Source organism: Herbidospora daliensis (assembly GCF_001570585.1).
Classification (GTDB): Bacteria; Actinomycetota; Actinomycetes; order Streptosporangiales; family Streptosporangiaceae; genus Herbidospora; species Herbidospora daliensis.
Genome location: NZ_BBXF01000004.1, coordinates 101,621 through 117,046, shown reverse-complemented (window position 1 = coordinate 117,046; position 15,426 = coordinate 101,621). Strand labels below are relative to the sequence as shown.

General features: G+C 67.9%; 15 protein-coding genes. 9 read left to right on the top strand and 6 right to left on the bottom strand.

The window, feature by feature from the left end; all coding sequences use genetic code 11:
- Positions 1-7 precede the first annotated feature (7 nt).
- From AW274_RS20805 to AW274_RS20795, 3 genes are all read left to right on the top strand, one after another.
- Positions 8-949: an aminoglycoside phosphotransferase family protein gene (locus tag AW274_RS20805; RefSeq protein ID WP_232320206.1), complete on the top strand. Its 942-nt coding sequence runs from the start codon at positions 8-10 to the stop codon at positions 947-949.
- Positions 950-1,110: 161 nt separating this feature from the next.
- Positions 1,111-1,314: a cold-shock protein gene (locus AW274_RS20800; RefSeq protein WP_030455889.1), complete on the top strand. Its 204-nt coding sequence runs from the start codon at positions 1,111-1,113 to the stop codon at positions 1,312-1,314.
- 86 nt (positions 1,315-1,400) lie between these two features.
- A complete protein-coding gene (locus AW274_RS20795; protein ID WP_062435117.1) occupies positions 1,401-3,038 on the top strand; it encodes an alpha-amylase family protein in 1,638 nt (545 codons plus the stop codon).
- Here AW274_RS20795 and AW274_RS20790 read toward each other — a convergent pair whose 3' ends face one another.
- The gene (locus AW274_RS20790) at positions 3,039-3,416 is read right to left on the bottom strand and encodes a hypothetical protein (RefSeq protein WP_062435114.1); all 378 of its coding nucleotides are present in this window, start codon (positions 3,414-3,416) and stop codon (positions 3,039-3,041) included.
- Positions 3,413-4,135, bottom strand: a complete 723-nt coding sequence (locus AW274_RS20785) for a DUF2071 domain-containing protein (protein WP_062435111.1) — start codon at positions 4,133-4,135, stop codon at positions 3,413-3,415. The genes AW274_RS20790 and AW274_RS20785 overlap by 4 nt, the downstream gene beginning before the upstream one ends.
- Before the next feature lie 112 nt (positions 4,136-4,247).
- Between AW274_RS20785 and AW274_RS20780 the strand changes: the two genes are divergently transcribed.
- Positions 4,248-6,254 (top strand): ScoMcrA-related endonuclease, encoded by a 2,007-nt coding sequence (locus AW274_RS20780; RefSeq protein WP_062435108.1) that lies wholly within the window; start codon positions 4,248-4,250, stop codon positions 6,252-6,254.
- Positions 6,255-6,331: 77 nt separating this feature from the next.
- A complete protein-coding gene (locus AW274_RS20775) occupies positions 6,332-7,486 on the top strand; it encodes a DUF3110 domain-containing protein (protein ID WP_157520584.1) in 1,155 nt (384 codons plus the stop codon).
- 4 nt (positions 7,487-7,490) lie between these two features.
- Here the strand turns inward: AW274_RS20775 and AW274_RS20770 are convergent, their stop codons facing one another.
- Positions 7,491-8,822: a dihydrolipoyl dehydrogenase family protein gene (locus AW274_RS20770; protein WP_062435103.1), complete on the bottom strand. Its 1,332-nt coding sequence runs from the start codon at positions 8,820-8,822 to the stop codon at positions 7,491-7,493.
- Between the two features lie 24 nt (positions 8,823-8,846).
- Positions 8,847-9,824: a malate dehydrogenase gene (locus AW274_RS20765; protein ID WP_062435101.1), complete on the bottom strand. Its 978-nt coding sequence runs from the start codon at positions 9,822-9,824 to the stop codon at positions 8,847-8,849.
- 351 nt (positions 9,825-10,175) lie between these two features.
- Between AW274_RS20765 and AW274_RS20760 the strand changes: the two genes are divergently transcribed.
- Positions 10,176-12,056 (top strand): glycoside hydrolase family 6 protein, encoded by a 1,881-nt coding sequence (locus tag AW274_RS20760; protein ID WP_062435099.1) that lies wholly within the window; start codon positions 10,176-10,178, stop codon positions 12,054-12,056.
- Between the two features lie 76 nt (positions 12,057-12,132).
- Here AW274_RS20760 and AW274_RS20755 read toward each other — a convergent pair whose 3' ends face one another.
- Entirely contained in the window at positions 12,133-12,312 is a 180-nt protein-coding gene (locus AW274_RS20755) for a hypothetical protein (protein WP_062435096.1), read from the bottom strand.
- A gap of 128 nt (positions 12,313-12,440) precedes the next feature.
- On the opposite strand from AW274_RS20755, the gene AW274_RS20750 reads away from it, so the two are divergent.
- The gene (locus AW274_RS20750) at positions 12,441-13,253 is read left to right on the top strand and encodes a MerR family transcriptional regulator (protein ID WP_062435094.1); all 813 of its coding nucleotides are present in this window, start codon (positions 12,441-12,443) and stop codon (positions 13,251-13,253) included.
- Between the two features lie 42 nt (positions 13,254-13,295).
- Here the strand turns inward: AW274_RS20750 and dapD are convergent, their stop codons facing one another.
- The gene (dapD, locus tag AW274_RS20745) at positions 13,296-14,252 is read right to left on the bottom strand and encodes a 2,3,4,5-tetrahydropyridine-2,6-dicarboxylate N-succinyltransferase (protein WP_062435092.1); all 957 of its coding nucleotides are present in this window, start codon (positions 14,250-14,252) and stop codon (positions 13,296-13,298) included.
- 342 nt (positions 14,253-14,594) lie between these two features.
- On the opposite strand from dapD, the gene AW274_RS20740 reads away from it, so the two are divergent.
- Together AW274_RS20740 and AW274_RS20735 are read left to right on the top strand one after the other, a co-directional pair.
- On the top strand, positions 14,595-15,170 hold the full coding sequence (locus AW274_RS20740) for an RNA polymerase sigma factor (protein ID WP_232320205.1): 576 nt from the start codon (positions 14,595-14,597) through the stop codon (positions 15,168-15,170).
- Complete coding sequence (locus tag AW274_RS20735) at positions 15,167-15,406, top strand: anti-sigma factor family protein (RefSeq protein WP_062435086.1); 240 nt, start codon at positions 15,167-15,169, stop codon at positions 15,404-15,406. The genes AW274_RS20740 and AW274_RS20735 overlap by 4 nt, the downstream gene beginning before the upstream one ends.
- Positions 15,407-15,426: the final 20 nt, after the last annotated feature.

Genomic DNA, 15,426 nt, shown 5'->3' with positions numbered 1-15,426 from the left:
CTCGCACGTGACGATCACGCACCTCGCCCGCACCACGCCCGCCCGTCCGCTCGCCGACGAGGCGTTCACCGTCCTGCGCGCGGTCTGCGACCGCATCGGCGTCGACGCCGGCGGGGCCAGGCTGATGCGGCTGCGCAGCAATGCCGTCTTCAAGCTCCGGGGCGACATGGTGGTCCGGATCGCCACCGCCCCCGACGCCCTCACCCGGCTCCCGGCCGTGCTGGCGGTGGCCCGCTGGCTGGCCGACCGGGGGTTCCCGACGGTCCGCCCGGTCGACGAGATCCCGCACCAGCCGATCGTCCACGGCGGCCGGGCGGTCACCTTCTGGCGGTACGTCCGCTCCAACGGCTCCCCGACCACCACCGAGCTCGGCCACGTGCTGCGCGATCTCCACCGCGAGCCGGTGCCGACCTCGATCCCGCTCCGGCGGCTCACCGACCCGCTGGCCGAGGTCCGGCACGCGGTCGAGCACCGGTCCGAGGTCCTCACCGCCTACCAGCGCCGCTTCCTCGGCGACCGCATAGAAGAACTGACCGATCGCTGGCACACCCTCGACTCCGGCCCGCCCGTCCTGCTCCACGGCGACGCCTGGATCGACAACCTGCTCCGCTGCCGCGACGGCAATGCGATTCTTTGCGATTGGGACGGCGTGGCGGTGGGCCCCCGTGAGTGGGACCTGGTGCACACCTACCACGGACAGCGCCGATTCGGTCTCTCGGCCGGCGACGTCGACGCCTTCGCCCACGCCTACGGCTCTGACCTGCGAGATTGGCCCGGCTACGCGACCCTGATGGAGATCAGGGACATGTACGCCGTCGGCATCCACATCCGCAACGCCCTCGGCGATCCGTTCTCCCGGCAAGAACTTCCACGCCGTCTCGACTCGCTGACCAGAGGCGATGGGCACGCGAGGTGGTACATGGCTGCCCCCGCGCTCGGGGTGCGCTAGGCTTGACGTGTTGCAGTGGTGTTTTGTAAAGAACGCCTCCGGCCAACCGGCCGGTAGCGGGCGTACTGCTTTTCCGACGTAGGCGGATGCAGGGCTGGTCCGCTAAGCAGCCCGTCTCGTTGACCTGACGAGACGGTGAGGCTCCGCATAAGGAGAAGCAGTTGTCTGAAGGCACCGTCAAGTGGTTCAACGCCGAAAAGGGCTTTGGCTTCATCGCTCCCGACGACGGCACCCCTGACGTGTTCGTGCACTACTCGGCGATCAACAGCGGTGGCTACCGCAGCCTGGACGAGAACCAGCGCGTCAGCTTCCAGACCGTGCAGGGCCAGAAGGGTCCGCAGGCCGAGAACGTGACGCCGATCTAGGTTCCATCCAGCACCAACCTGAAGCCGACCGATGCCTCGTGCAGCGGTCGGCTTTCTCGTGCTTGAAATGGGTAGGGGCGCTGCCCATGCGGCTGACCCAGACCTCCGAACTGTGGTGGAAGAACGCCATCGTCTACTGCCTGGACATCGAGACCTTCGCCGACGGCAACGGCGACGGGATCGGCGACTTCCGCGGCGCGATCCAGCATCTCGACCATCTCGACCGCCTTGGCGTGACCTGCATCTGGCTCATGCCGTTCTTCCCGACCCCCGACCGCGACGACGGTTACGACATCGTCGACTTCTACAGCGTCGACCCCCGCCTCGGCACCCTGGGCGACTTCGTGGAGTTCATGCGGGTGGCCCGCGACCGGGGCATCCGGGTGATCGCCGACCTGGTCGTGAACCACACCTCCGACCAGCACCCCTGGTTCCAGGACGCCCGTTCGTCCCGCGACTCCAAGCACCGCGACTGGTACATCTGGTCGGACAAGCCCGAGCCCGACGACCCCAAGGGCGTGGTGTTCCCCGACCAGGAGGACAGCCTCTGGCAGTGGGACGCCCAGACCGAGCAGTACTACTTCCATCGTTTCTACAAGTTCCAGCCCGACCTCAACACCTCCAATCCCGAGGTCCGAGACGAGATCGCCCGCATCCTGGGATTCTGGATGGAGCTGGGCCTGTCGGGCTTCCGCGTCGACGCCGTCCCGTTCCTGGTCGAACGGGTGCTCGAACAGGACGACGCGCTGCCCGACCCCCACGAGTTCTTCGCCGACCTGCGGGCGTTCATGAACCGCCGCGACGGGACCGCGATGCTGCTGGGGGAGGTGAACCTGCCGTACAAGGACCTGATGGCCTATTTCGGCGACACCCCGCTCGGCAACGAGATCACCATGTGCTTCGACTTCATCGGCATGCAGCGCATGTACCTGTCGCTGGCCCGGGAGGACGCCCGCCCGCTCGCCGAGGCCCTGCGCGAGCGCCCCGCGCCGCCGAAGGACAGCCAGTGGGCCTCGTTCGTCCGCAACCACGACGAACTGACCCTCGACAAGCTGACCGACGCCGAACGCGAGGAGGTCTTCGCCGCCTTCGCGCCCGACGAGGACATGCGGATCTACGACCGCGGCATCCGCCGGCGGCTGCCCGCCATGCTGGAGGGCGACCAGCGGCGCATCAGGATGGTCTACAGCCTGCTGTTCGCGCTCCCCGGCACCCCCGTGCTCTTCTACGGGGAGGAGATCGGCATGGGCGAGAACCTCGCCATCGAGGGCCGCCAGTCGGTCCGCACCCCGATGCAGTGGACGTCCGGCCGCCACGGCGGCTTCAGCACGGTCGAACCGGCGATCCCGATGCCCGGCGGCGACTTCGGCCCCGACGAGATCAGCGTCAGCGCCCAGCGGCGCGACCCCGACTCCCTGCTCTCGTGGATCGGCCGCCTGGTCGAGCAGTACCGCGAGGCGCCCGAGCTGGCCTGGGGCTCCTACGAGGTCATGGACGGGGGAGACGACGCCGTCCTGGTGATCAGGAACCAGGGCATCGTGACCCTGCACAACTTCGCCGGACGGGACGCGAAGGCGACCCTGAGCCTCGACGCCGACGGCAAGGTGCTGGCCGACCTGTTCTCCGACGACCAGATAGAGATCAAGGACGGGCAGGCACAGGTGGAGGTCGAAGGCTACAGCTGCCGCTGGTTCCGCGTCTCCGACCCGGAGACCGCCCCCTAGCTACGCGTGGCGGGCGGCCATGACCCGGGCGCGCAGGGCGTCGAGGAAGGGGCTGCCCGCTTCGAGCGGCAGCAGGTAGGAACTCGGGTCGGCCCCGAACCACGGGGCGTGCACCCAGACGCCGCCCTCGGCCGCGCGCAGATCGACCCCCGCCAGCCGCGCGCCCAGCCGGACCGACTCCCCGTCGGGCCGGACCAGCACGATCACGATCAGCGCCGGGGTGAGCACTCCGGCCGACAGGTTCGCGCCGCGGGTCTGGCAGCACATGACGACCCGATCGCCCAGATCGCCCAGCAGGTGCTGGTCGGCGTATCCGTCGACCAGCACCCGCAACCGGACGTCGAGGTCGTCGAAGGCGAGGATGGTCGTCTGGGTCATGCCGACACCCTAGGCGGTACGTGGACGTCGAAGTGGATCGAGGCCTGCCCGAGCACCGAATGGGGCTCCTGCCCCGGTTCGACCAGCCCCAGCTCTTCGAACACCCGGAACCGGGCGTACGTCGCCGCCAGGAACACCGGCTCCATGACGGGGTGCCACACGCTGTAGGTCCCGACCGACCGCCGCCCCCGATACCACCCCGTGGTCGGGTGGGTGAGCAGCGGCAACCAGCCCTCTCCCAGCCCATCGGGACGGTACCGCTGCACGCCCGCCGCCCGGCACTCCGCGTCGCCGGCGACGAGCTCCCATCGGGGCTCGGCGCCCCAGTCTCCGGTGATCCTGATGCGGGTACGCCGCCACGGCATGCCCCATAGGTGCCGGGGCACCGCGACGAGCGGGTGGTCGAGGGCGGTCCGGAAGAACCACACCCCGGGTTCGCCGTCGCGGGTGACGTAGGCGCGGTAGTTGATCTGGCCGCAGGCGATGGCGACGCGGGGGCAGAACCGGAAGTGGAAGTCGCGATCGCGGAACCCGACCGCTGACACGAGAGCGCCCGACCCTCCAGCCGCCCAGTCGAAACGCATAGGCGCGAAGCCGCGCGGCAGCAGGGCGGCCAGCCGCTCGGGGGGCACCCGGAAACTGACGATCACGAAGTCGTCGAGCTCGCTCTCGGCGTGGTGCCAGCGCAGGGCGGGACGGGGGGTTCCAGTGAATTCCATGGCGGGCCTCCTGCCGGTGGCATCTCATGTTCTCAGAACTCCTGGTACCAGATGTCTGAAATAGGCGTCTATATCATCTGATGGTGGACAGCCATCCCGTTAGAGTTGCTCCATGGGACCGGGTGATCTGACCAGCGCAGAAGCCGTCTTGGCGGCGATCGCCGAGTATGACCGAATTGGTCGCGACAAGTTCATCAAGAAGCATGGCTTCGGAAGATCTCGAAAATTCGTCGTCAAGCATGACGGCAAGGAGTACGATTCCAAGCCGCTCCTGGCCGCTGCTTATGGTTACCAGCACCCCGACCGTGAGCCGCTGGGAAACAGGTTCAGCGGCGGACAGCAGACCACCGCAATCTTGCGAAATCTCGGCTTCGAGATTGGGTCTCCCCGGGCGATGCCAGTGGACGTGTCCTTCTTCGAAGAGGACACCCGTATATTCGAGCGCTACTCCCAGCCGGTCCGGTGGAATAATGACGCTGTTCCGCAAGATGACCAGAAGTACTTCAAGGGTATTTGGGAGCGGCTGAAGATCCTCTCTTCCTGGCTGCAGGAGAATGCTGCCATCGACCTTGACATGCGGGCGACGACTAGCGGATATCAGGCAAATGCAACGACGGCCAGAGAGATCTGGTGCTGTATCTATCCCGCCGAAGTGCCGAATAAGTCGTATGCACTCCAAGTCGCGTTGATCATCTCTGCCAGAGGTGCGGAGATCTGCATCTGCTTAGGTGCAGGGAATTCTCAAGTTAAAGAGCCCGAGAAAATGCAGGCTGCCGAGCGATCCCTGGAGCATCTCCGTAACCGGCTGCTCACCGTCCCGCCTGACATCATTCAGCAGGTCGCCACCGCTCTTCCCGAAGGGGTGGAGTTCCGCGATTCGTGGCTCAAGGAACCAGGCGGTGACGAACTGGGGTCGCTGGAGAACTGGCTGGCCTTCGCAGGCAGGCCGGGCGCGACTCAAGCCAGCATGTCCGTCTATCTCGGTCCGGAAGAGCTGGAGACGGCAGGCGCCGACATCGCCGGCACGTTCCTGACCATGGCCAACGCGGCTGCCCCTCTCTTCGAGTACTGCTATGCGGGCGAGGTCATGACACAAATGGAACCACTGGCGACCTTCGACGTTGCCTCGCTTGAAGAGCTGACCCGCAAGCGAGGCCTTCACATCGCTCCGCGGACGTTGCGGTCGATCGTGTCTGCCATCCGCAGTGGCAAGCACGTCATCCTGACGGGCCCGCCCGGCACTGCGAAGACCACGCTCGCGGAAATCGTCTGCCAACTGGCTGAGCACTCTGGCAGGTGCGAGGGATACACCCTCACCACGGCGACGGCTGACTGGACCACTTTCGAGACCATCGGCGGCTTGCGGCCAAGCGGGAGCACCGGGACGCTGGAATTCCACGACGGCCTCTTCCTCACGGTCATCCGGAAGCGATACTGGCTTATCATCGACGAACTCAATCGATCTCAGTTCGACCGGGCGTTCGGCCAGATGTTCACCGTGTTGTCGAACCAGCCGGTCGTTCTCGGCCATCGGAGCAGAAGCGGCAAGCTGATAGCCCTCGTCCCGGAAAGCGCCCAAGGGCGGTATACGCCGGACGAATACGACGTGGTCGAGATCCCCGACTCTTGGCGCATCGTCGCCACGATGAACGTCTTCGACAAGTCGCTTCTCTTCGAGATGTCGTTCGCTTTGATGCGACGGTTCGCCTTCATCGAAGTCGCGTTGCCCGAGCAGCAGGGCTTCGAAGAGCTGTGGCAGCGCGAACTCGACGGACTGGAAACTCGTCAAGCGGCGCTCATCGATGACGTCATCAGGGGAATTTTCAAGGTCGTCGAGATCAAGCAGATCGGCCCGGCGACCTTCAAGGACATGGCGCGTTTCGCCCGTGAATATGTGAGCGGCGAGGACGTCACGCCCGAATTACAGCATGAACTCGCCTTCCAGCTCTTCTACAGCTTCCTCCTGCCCCAATTCGAGGGAGTCACTCTGGAGCAAGGCAAGTCGCTCTACCGTGAATTGCAGCCACTCATCGGTTTGGAGAACAGAAGCCGAATAGAACGTATGATGGCTGACATCCTCGGCCTGCCGCTCGGCCACTTCAATTCTGATGACATATAGGGTTTCGGCAGATGAGGAGCATTCCATGGGACCGCGCGTCCCGAATCGCCGAGGTGCGAGGCCTCATATGGTCTTATGTGACCCCGTCGTCACAGCTTGCCGGTTCTGGAGTACTGGCGGCCGCGGCCCTGTTGAAATGGCCAGAGGCCGAGGCGCTGCGTCTCGGAGAGCTGCAGTTCCTGCTGTCGCCTGAGGTGAAGACGTTCCTCAACGACTTGCCGCAACTGCTGCGGCGGTTGCCGACGGTGACGACACGGGAGCGGCGGTGGTCGGAGGACCGGATCGATGGCGCTATTCAGTGGGGGCCAACGGCGGCTGCTCGTGCGTCGTCTGGCAATTCAAGGCTCTACGTGTCCGAGTCGGCGCAACGCAATTACCAGGCGCCGGAAGGCGAACTGATGGTCGCCGTTCTTGATTCAGTCGTCCGGACGGCCCAGGAGACCGGCTGGGCCGACAAGGTTCAGCGTGGGTGGGCGAGCGTACAGGTTCGGAACCGGCTTGATACAGCACAGCGCCTTCAGGGCCATTCTGTTCTGGCGGGCATCGAGCGGAACAGGCCGGCTGACCGGGTCATCAGCAAGATCCGCTCGGGCCGTGACGCCGTGCGATTCGCCAGCTTGCTGGCGGCTTACGACAAGCTCGTGCGGCTGGTCGAGCAGGTTGACCGAGAGTCCATCCGAGAAGCGATCGAAGATGCTGGGCTGGTCACCAGCATTGATTCGACGCTTTTCGAGTTGCTCGTGACTTTTCAAGTGATCAATTGCCTGCGGACGAACAGCTGGACGATGCACCCCTTCTACACCTTTGGCGGGAAGGTGAAGAGCGAGGGGCGTCATCCCGATGGGCGTCAGCTGCAACTCTGGTATCAGTCGGCTCCCAAGCAGCTTCTCGGCGGCAACCTCTACCGGCAGATCCTCGCCTCTCATCGGGTGGCCCGTATTAGAGACCTCCGGCCTGACCTCGTCCTTCATTGGGACAGCCCTTCTGGGGACGAGCGCTGGCTGCTCATCGAATGCAAGCAGACCAGTGGGCAAGCTCAAAAGGTGGCCCGCGACGCGCTTACTGACCTGTTCACATATCGGCGCGTCTTCGATCCGGCGCTCGCCACCGTTCGAGCACCCTACGGCTTGGGCGTCATCTGGGGTGAGGGCCTTGATCCCGCGGTGAACGAGGAGATCGTGCTCTGCACCCCCGACACTTTGGCTCAGGCGGTTCGGCAGATCGTGGTCTGATCTCTCACTTCAGCAGGTTCTTGAGGGCGTCCTCGATGCCGCGGTGGAAGGTCGGGTAGGCGTACATCATCGAGCGCAGGGTCATGACCGGGACCCGGGCGTGGACCGCGACCGCCAGGGCGCCCATGATCTCGCCGCCCGTCGGGCCGACCGCCGTCGCGCCGACCAGGACGTCGTCGGAGGCGACCAGTTTGATCAGGATGTCCTTGGTCCCGTGGATCCAGTCGCGGGCGCCCGCCGTGGTGACGCCGATCGTCACGGCCAGGCCCCGGTCGCGGGCCTGCTTCTCGGTCAGGCCGACCGCGCCGACCTCCGGGTCGGTGTAGGTCACCCGGGGGACCGCGCGGTAGTCGGCGCCGGCGACCTCCTCGCCCAGGATGTCGAGGGCGGCGATGCGGCCCTGGTAGTTGGCGACGTGGGTGAAGCCGCCGTGGCCGGTCACGTCGCCGGCCGCCCAGACCCCGTCGGTCACGCGCATGTGGGGGTCGGTGGGGATGAACCTGCCGGTCTCGTCGACGCCGATGACCGACAGGCCCGTCAGGTCGGTTTTGCGGCCCGCCACCACCAGGAGGGTGTCGGCCTCGATCACCTCGTCGCCGACCGTCACGGCGAACCGGCCGTCGTGGCGCACCCGCGACGCGGAGGCCCCGGTCAGCACCCGGATGCCCTCGTCGCGGAAGACCTTGGCGATCAGCTGTCCGGCCTCGGGCTCCTCGCCGGGCAGCAGGGTGGGGGCGGCCTCCAGGAGGGTGATCTCGGTGCCGAAGCGGGCGAAGACCTGGGCCAGTTCGAGGCCGATCGCGCCGCCGCCGAGCACGATCATCGATTCGGGCACGTGCTCGGTGGCGACGGCCTCGTGGTTGGTCCAGTAGGGCGTGCCGGCCAGGCCGTCGATGTCGGGGATCGCCGGGCGGGTGCCCGTGGAGATCAGCAGGCCGCGCCGGGCGCGCAGCACCCGGTCGCCCACGGTCACCTCGCGGGGGCCGGTGACGACGCCCCGGCCGCGGACGAGATGACCGCCCTTCTTCTCGAAGCGGTCGGCGGCGGCCTGGTCGTTCCAGTCGTCGGCGGCCTCCGCGCGCACGCGGCGGGCGACCGGCGTCCAGTCGGGGGAGACCGTGGCGGCGCCCGCCAGGCCGGAGACGCGCCGGGCCTCGCCCAGCACGTGGGCGGCCCGGATCATCATCTTCGACGGTACGCAGCCCCAATAAGGACATTCGCCGCCGACCAGGTCGGCCTCGACCCCGGCCACGCTCAGCCCGGCCTCGACCAGCCGGCCGGCGGCGTCCTCGCCACCCGGGCCCATGCCGAGCACGATCACGTCGAATTCATCCATGCCCGGCTACCTGCCCATATGGCGTCAGATCAGGCCGAGCTCCCTGACCGCGTCGCGCTCCTCCTGAAGCTCCTTGACCGAGGCGTCGATCTTGCCGCGGGAGAAGTCGTCGATGTCCAGGCCCTGGACGATCTCCCACTGGCCGTTCCGCGAGGTCACCGGGAACGAGGAGATGATGCCCTCGGGCACGCCGTAGGAGCCGTCGGAGACGATCGCGGCGGAGGTCCAGTCGCCCTCGGGGGTGCCGTTCACCCACGAGTGGACGTGGTCGATCGCGGCGTTGGCGGCCGACGCGGCGCTGGACGCGCCCCGGGCCTCGATGATCGCGGCGCCGCGCTTGGCGACCGTCGGGATGAAGGTGTCCTTCAGCCAGTCCTGGTCGACCAGCTCGGCGGCGATCTTGCCGCCGACCTCGGCGTGGTAGAGGTCGGGGTACTGCGTCGCCGAGTGGTTGCCCCAGATCGTCATCTTCTTGATGTCGGTGACCGGGACGCCCAGCTTCGACGAGAGCTGCGACAGGGCGCGGTTGTGGTCGAGCCGCGTCATGGCGGTGAACCGGTCGGCCGGGACGTCGGGCGCGTGCTGCTGGGCGATCAGCGCGTTGGTGTTGGCGGGGTTGCCCACGACCAGGACGCGCACGTCGTCGGCGGCGTGGTCGTTGATCGCCTGGCCCTGCGGGCCGAAGATGCCGCCGTTGGCCGACAGCAGGTCGCCGCGCTCCATGCCCGCCGTGCGGGGCCGCGCGCCGACGAGCAGCGCGACGTTGGTCCCGTTGAACGCGTAGTTCGGGTCGTCGGTGATGTCGATGCCCTTGAGCAGCGGGAAGGCGCAGTCGTCGAGCTCCATCGCGGTGCCCTCGGCCGCCTTCAGCGCCGGAGTGATCTCCAGCAGGCTCAGCTGGACGGGCACGTCCGGCCCGAGCAGGTGCCCCGAGGCGATGCGGAAGAGCAGGGCGTAACCGATCTGGCCGGCCGCGCCGGTGACGGTCACTTTGACGGTCATGACGATTCCCCTTCGGGCGGTGTACGTGTCCTGCGGATGCTACTCGCCAGTCGAGCCCTGCTTATGCTCAGGCCACGGGTTTGCGGCAATTCATGGGGACGCGGGCCGGGCGGCGCTGCCCGCGCAAATCGGGCAAATATGGCGATACAGCTGAAACTTTCAGGTAACAAACCACGTTTTCGGCCGGTGACCGGGCGGCGTGTGCGCTGGTCGCCGGTGGTGCTGGTGTTGCGGGGCACGTCAGGGGGAGGCTGGGGGCCGACGGTCTTCCTGTACGCCACGGGACCGCGCACCTAAGGTCCGTGGGAGCGCTCCCAGCGCGCAGTGAATCATCGCAGGAGGACCCCCGCAATGAGATCCACCCCCCGATCCGGAGCCGCGCGCTCCCGACTGCGCCGCGGCCTCGCCGCGGTCGCGGTGGCCGCGCTCGGATCCACCATGGCCGTCGTCACGGCCACGTCCGCGCAGGCCGCGGTCACGTGTGACGTGACGTACACCACCAACGACTGGACCACGAGCCCCGGCCAGGGCGGCTTCACCGCGAACCTGACGGTCCGCAACACCGGCGACGCCCTGTCGAGCTGGAACCTCGGTTTCACGTTCCCGAACTCGGCCCAGCGCGTGAGCCAGGGCTGGTCGGCGAACTGGACGCAGAGCGGCTCGAACGTCACCGCGTCGAGCATGCCGTGGAACGGGAGCGTCCCGACGGGCGCCACCCTGAGCCTCGGCTTCAACGGCACGTGGAGCGGCAGCAACCCCAAGCCCACGTCCTTCACCGTGAACGGCGTGACCTGCGGCGGCGTGACCCCGTCGCCGTCCCCCTCGCCTTCGCCCTCCCCGTCGCCGTCGCCGAGCCCGTCTCCGAGCCCGTCGCCGTCGCCTTCCCCCTCCCCGTCTCCGTCCCCGTCTCCCTCGCCCTCGCCGAGCCCGTCCCCGAGCCCGTCGCCTTCCCCGACGCCGTCGCCCGGACCTCGGGTGGACAACCCCTACGCGGGCGCGGACGGCTACGTGAACCCCGACTGGTCGGCCAGCGCGGCCTCCGAGCCGGGCGGTTCCGCGGTGGCCAACACCTCGACCGCCATCTGGCTGGACCGGATCGCGGCCATCACCAGCGGTTCGGCCGGCAACAACAGCAAGGGTCTGCGTGACCACCTGGACCTGGCCGTCGCGCAGGACGCCGCCAACGGCTCCACGCCGGTGACCATCCAGGTCGTGATCTACAACCTGCCCAACCGCGACTGCTCGGCGCTGGCCTCCAACGGTGAGCTCAAGGTCGCGCAGAACGGCCTCAACCGGTACAAGACCGAGTACATCGACCCGATCGCCTCGATCATGTCGGACTCGAAGTACCGCAACCTGCGCATCGTCGCCATCGTCGAGATCGACTCGCTGCCGAACCTGGTCACCAACCTGAACCTGGCCGCCTGCCAGGAGGCCAAGAACTCCGGCGCCTACGAGCAGGGTGTGGCCTACGCCCTGGGCAAGCTGTACGCGATCCCGAACGTCTACAACTACGTCGACGCCGGCCACCACGGCTGGCTCGGGTGGGACTCCAACTTCGGCCCGTCGGCTCAGCTGTTCGGCACCACCGCGGCCCTGGCCACCGGTGGCAAGGCGACCGTGCACGGCTTCATCACCAACACCGCGAACTACTCGGCCCTGGTCGAGCCGCACTTCTCGGTGAGCGGCAGCGTCAACGGCCAGCTGATCAGGTCGTCGCGCTGGGTCGACTGGAACTTCTACATCGACGAGCTCTCGTTCGCCCAGGCGTTCCGTCAGCGGCTGATCCAGGAGGGCTTCTCCTCCAGCATCGGCATGCTGATCGACACCTCGCGCAACGGCTGGGGCGGTTCGGCCCGGCCTTCGGGCCCGAGCACCTCGACCGACCTGAACACCTTCGTCAACAACTCGAAGGTCGACCGTCGCGTCCACGCTGGCAACTGGTGCAACCAGAGCGGCGCGGGTCTGGGCGAGCGTCCGAGGGCCAACCCGGCCACCGGCATCGACGCCTACGTCTGGGTCAAGCCTCCGGGCGAGTCGGACGGTTCGAGCACCGCCATCGACAACAACGAGGGCAAGGGCTTCGACCGGATGTGCGACCCGACCTACGGCGGCAACGACCGTAACGGCAACAACCCCACCGGCGCTCTCGCCAACGCCCCGCTGTCGGGCCACTGGTTCTCGGCCCAGTTCCGTCAGCTGCTCGCCAACGCCTACCCGCCGATCAGCTAACACCTGAAATACGCGAGCCCCGGTGTCGGAAGGCGCCGGGGCTCTCGCGTTTGCGGTGGGGGGTTTCAGTTCGGGGTCACGACCAGTCGGGCGACTTGCTCTTGCCGCGGGTCAGCTTCATGACCCCCATGACGGCGAGGCCGATGACGCCGAGGATCAGAACCCACTTGAGGAGGCCGAAGACGAGCCCGATGAGCCAGCCGATGACGAAGAAGGCGGCGACCGCGATGACGGCGTACAGAAGAATGCGTCCCATAGGCTTCACGGTAAGTCTCATTTGCCGAGAAATCGCGGGTCAGGCGGCAACATCAGGGACAACTCAGGGGCGTCTCAGGGGCGGCCGTTGACCCTCACACGGTGTCAGCCGATAGACCCGGAGGCGTCATGTACACCATCGGAGACTTCGCCAGGATCGGCCGGGTGTCGGTGCGGATGTTGCGTCACTACGACGCGCTCGGCCTGCTCACCCCCGCCCGGGTCGACCCCCTGACCGGCTACCGCTCCTACGAGGCCGCGCAGCTGAGCCGCCTCAACCGGATCGTGGCGCTCAAGGACCTCGGGTTCAGCCTCCAGCAGGTCCGCCAGATCCTCGACGAGAAGGTCGGCGTGGCCGAGCTGCACGGCATGCTCCGGCTGCGCCGAGCCGACCTGGAGGCCCGGGTCGAGGCCGACCGGGCCCGGCTGCGCGGGGTCGAGGCGAGGATCCAGATCATCGAGAAGGAGGGCGTCTTGCCTGCCGACGTCGTCGTGAAATCGGTCGCGGCCGTCAGGGTCGCCGAGTTGTCGGCCGTGGCCGAGAGCTACGCGAGCGAGCACATCGGGCCCGTCATCCAGCCGCTCTACCCCGAACTGCACGCCCGGCTGGCCAAGGCCGGGGTGGACCTGGCCGGGCCCGGCATCGCCTACTACGAGGAGGACCCGGGAGGCGGAGTGAAGATCCACGCCAGTTTCCCGGTCAACGTCGCGCCCGACCCGGCGTACGACTTCGACGTCGTCGACCTGCCGGCGATCGAGCGGGCCGCGACGATCATCCACCACGGGCCGATGGACGGGGTCGACGCGACCATCCAGAACCTGCACCGGTGGATCGAGGACCACGGGGAGCGGAGCCTCGGGTTCAGCCGGGAGGTCTACCTCGAATACGGCATGGGCGACCCGGAGAACTGGGTCACCGAGATCCAGGAACCGCTGGCCTGAACCGGCCCGTGGGCGGCGCCGGTGGGGCGCCGCCCATCGGGGCTAGTCGTTGGCGTGGAGGGCCGCGTTGAGCTCGACCCCGCCGCCCTTGCGGGCCTTGACGACGACCGCGCCGGTCACCGAGTCGCGCAGGAACAGCAGGCCGTTCTGGCCCGACAGCTCCTTGGCCTTGACGACCGCGCCGTCGGGCAGGGTCACCTTGGTGCCCGCGGTGACGTAGAGGCCCGCCTCGACGACGCAGTCGTCGCCGAGGGAGATGCCGATGCCGGCCTGGGCGCCGATGAGGCAGCGCTGCCCCACCTGGACGATCTCCTTGCCGCCGCCCGACAGGGTGCCCATGATCGACGCGCCGCCGCCGACGTCGGAGCCGTCGCCCACGACGACCCCGGCCGAGATGCGGCCCTCGACCATCGAGGCGCCGAGCGTGCCGGCGTTGAAGTTGACGAAGCCCTCGTGCATCACGGTCGTGCCGGACGCCAGGTGGGCGCCGAGCCTGACCCGGTCGGCGTCGCCGACGCGCACCCCGGTCGGCAGCACGTAGTCGACCATGCGGGGGAACTTGTCGACCGAGTAGACGGTCACCCCGCCGCGGGCCCGCAGCCGGGCGCGGACGTTCTCGAAGCCCTCGACCTGGCACGGGCCGTGGTTGGTCCACACGACGTTGGCCAGCAGGCCGAAGATGCCGTCGAGGCTGGCCTGGTGGGGCTGGACCAGACGGTGGGACAAAAGGTGAAGCCGCAGGTAGACGTCGTAGGTGTCGGCCGGCGGGTCGGACAGCTTGCCGATCCCGACCGAGACGGCCACGACCTCGACCCCCCGCTCGGGGTCTTCCCTGACCAGGCTCGCCAGGTCGCCCACCTCGACCGCGGCCAGGCGCCGGACGCCCGGCTCGCCGGGGTCGCCCAGGGCGGGGTTGGGGAACCAGACGTCGAGGACCGTGCCGTCGGGGGTGACGGTCGCGAGCCCCACACCGTGAGCACCGGATTCGATGAAAGTCACGGTTCAAGAACCTACCGCCACCGCCACCGCCCAAACGACGCGGGAACCGGCCTGTGGAAAACCGGGCTTGTCCACAGGTGGACGCGCCGCGCCCGGCCGCCGACCCTCGTCGTGGTCACCTTGGGTGACCGTGCTCGCGCATGGTCGGCAACCGGGATTCACACGGCGTCAACGGGGGTTCGCATGCGTCGGTTACCGTGCTTCCACACCCTGCCGGAAAGATCGCTCACAGAGGGTGATTAGGTGGACTGGGGGAGATGCCGGGCAGGGAGGACATCTCGGGCATCGGGCGTTCACTGGAGGGTCGCGGGAATGTCGGAGGGCGTCGTTAGGCTCGGTGGGGTGACCGATTTTCCGCCCGATCCGGTGATCGTGGCCGGGCTGCGAAGCGGCGACGAAGAGGTCTTCGCGCTGCTCCTCGACGAGTGGTCACGGGGGATGTTGCGGCTCGCCAGGTCATACGTGTCGACGGCGGCGTCGGCCGAGGAGGTCGTCCAGGACACCTGGCTCGCCGTGATCCGGGCCGTCGGCACCTTCGAGGGCCGGTCGTCGTTGCGCACGTGGGTCTACCGCATCCTGGTGAACACCGCCCGGAGACGGGGGGAGCGGGAGAGCCGTACGATCCCTGTGAGCAGCGTCGGCGGCGAGCGTCCTGACGGCGTCCCGCCCGGCGAGGGCGGTCCCGAGGGGGCGGCGCTGGCGGGCGAGGTCAGGGAACTGATCGACAAGGCGGTGGGCACCCTCCCGTCCCGGCAGCGCGCCGTGATCACGCTGCGCGACATGGAGGGTTACGGCGCCGACGAGGTCTGCGAGATCCTGTCGATCTCCCCGGCCAACCAGCGGGTGCTGCTCCACCGTGCCAGGTCGGCCGTCCGCGACCACCTGGCCGCCTATTACGACGGGAAAGGAGGGCCATGAACTGCGACGAGTTCGCCGAACTCGTGACCGCCTATCTCGACGACGCGCTCGACGACTCCTCCCGTCCCCTCTTCCTCGACCACATGGCCCAGTGCGCCGGCTGCACCGGCTACTACGGCCAGTTCACCTCCGCGATCTCCGCCCTCGGCGCGCTCCCCGCCCCCGGCCTGTCCCCGCAGACGCGATCCCATCTGCTCACGGCCTTCCGCGAAGCGAGTTCAGAAAAGCCCGAGTGACGTGTAACGCCGGGGCCGGT

What these genes read in the sequence shown, in the direction of transcription:
- AW274_RS20795 (WP_062435117.1), top strand. Translation starts at nt 1,401, where the DNA reads ATGCGGCTGACCCAGACCTCCGAACTGTGGTGGAAGAACGCCATCGTC.
- AW274_RS20790 (WP_062435114.1), bottom strand. Translation starts at nt 3,416, where the DNA reads ATGACCCAGACGACCATCCTCGCCTTCGACGACCTCGACGTCCGGTTG.
- AW274_RS20785 (WP_062435111.1), bottom strand. Translation starts at nt 4,135, where the DNA reads ATGGAATTCACTGGAACCCCCCGTCCCGCCCTGCGCTGGCACCACGCC.
- AW274_RS20780 (WP_062435108.1), top strand. Translation starts at nt 4,248, where the DNA reads ATGGGACCGGGTGATCTGACCAGCGCAGAAGCCGTCTTGGCGGCGATC.
- AW274_RS20770 (WP_062435103.1), bottom strand. Translation starts at nt 8,822, where the DNA reads ATGGATGAATTCGACGTGATCGTGCTCGGCATGGGCCCGGGTGGCGAG.
- AW274_RS20765 (WP_062435101.1), bottom strand. Translation starts at nt 9,824, where the DNA reads ATGACCGTCAAAGTGACCGTCACCGGCGCGGCCGGCCAGATCGGTTAC.
- AW274_RS20760 (WP_062435099.1), top strand. Translation starts at nt 10,176, where the DNA reads ATGAGATCCACCCCCCGATCCGGAGCCGCGCGCTCCCGACTGCGCCGC.
- AW274_RS20755 (WP_062435096.1), bottom strand. Translation starts at nt 12,312, where the DNA reads ATGGGACGCATTCTTCTGTACGCCGTCATCGCGGTCGCCGCCTTCTTC.
- AW274_RS20750 (WP_062435094.1), top strand. Translation starts at nt 12,441, where the DNA reads ATGTACACCATCGGAGACTTCGCCAGGATCGGCCGGGTGTCGGTGCGG.
- AW274_RS20735 (WP_062435086.1), top strand. Translation starts at nt 15,167, where the DNA reads ATGAACTGCGACGAGTTCGCCGAACTCGTGACCGCCTATCTCGACGAC.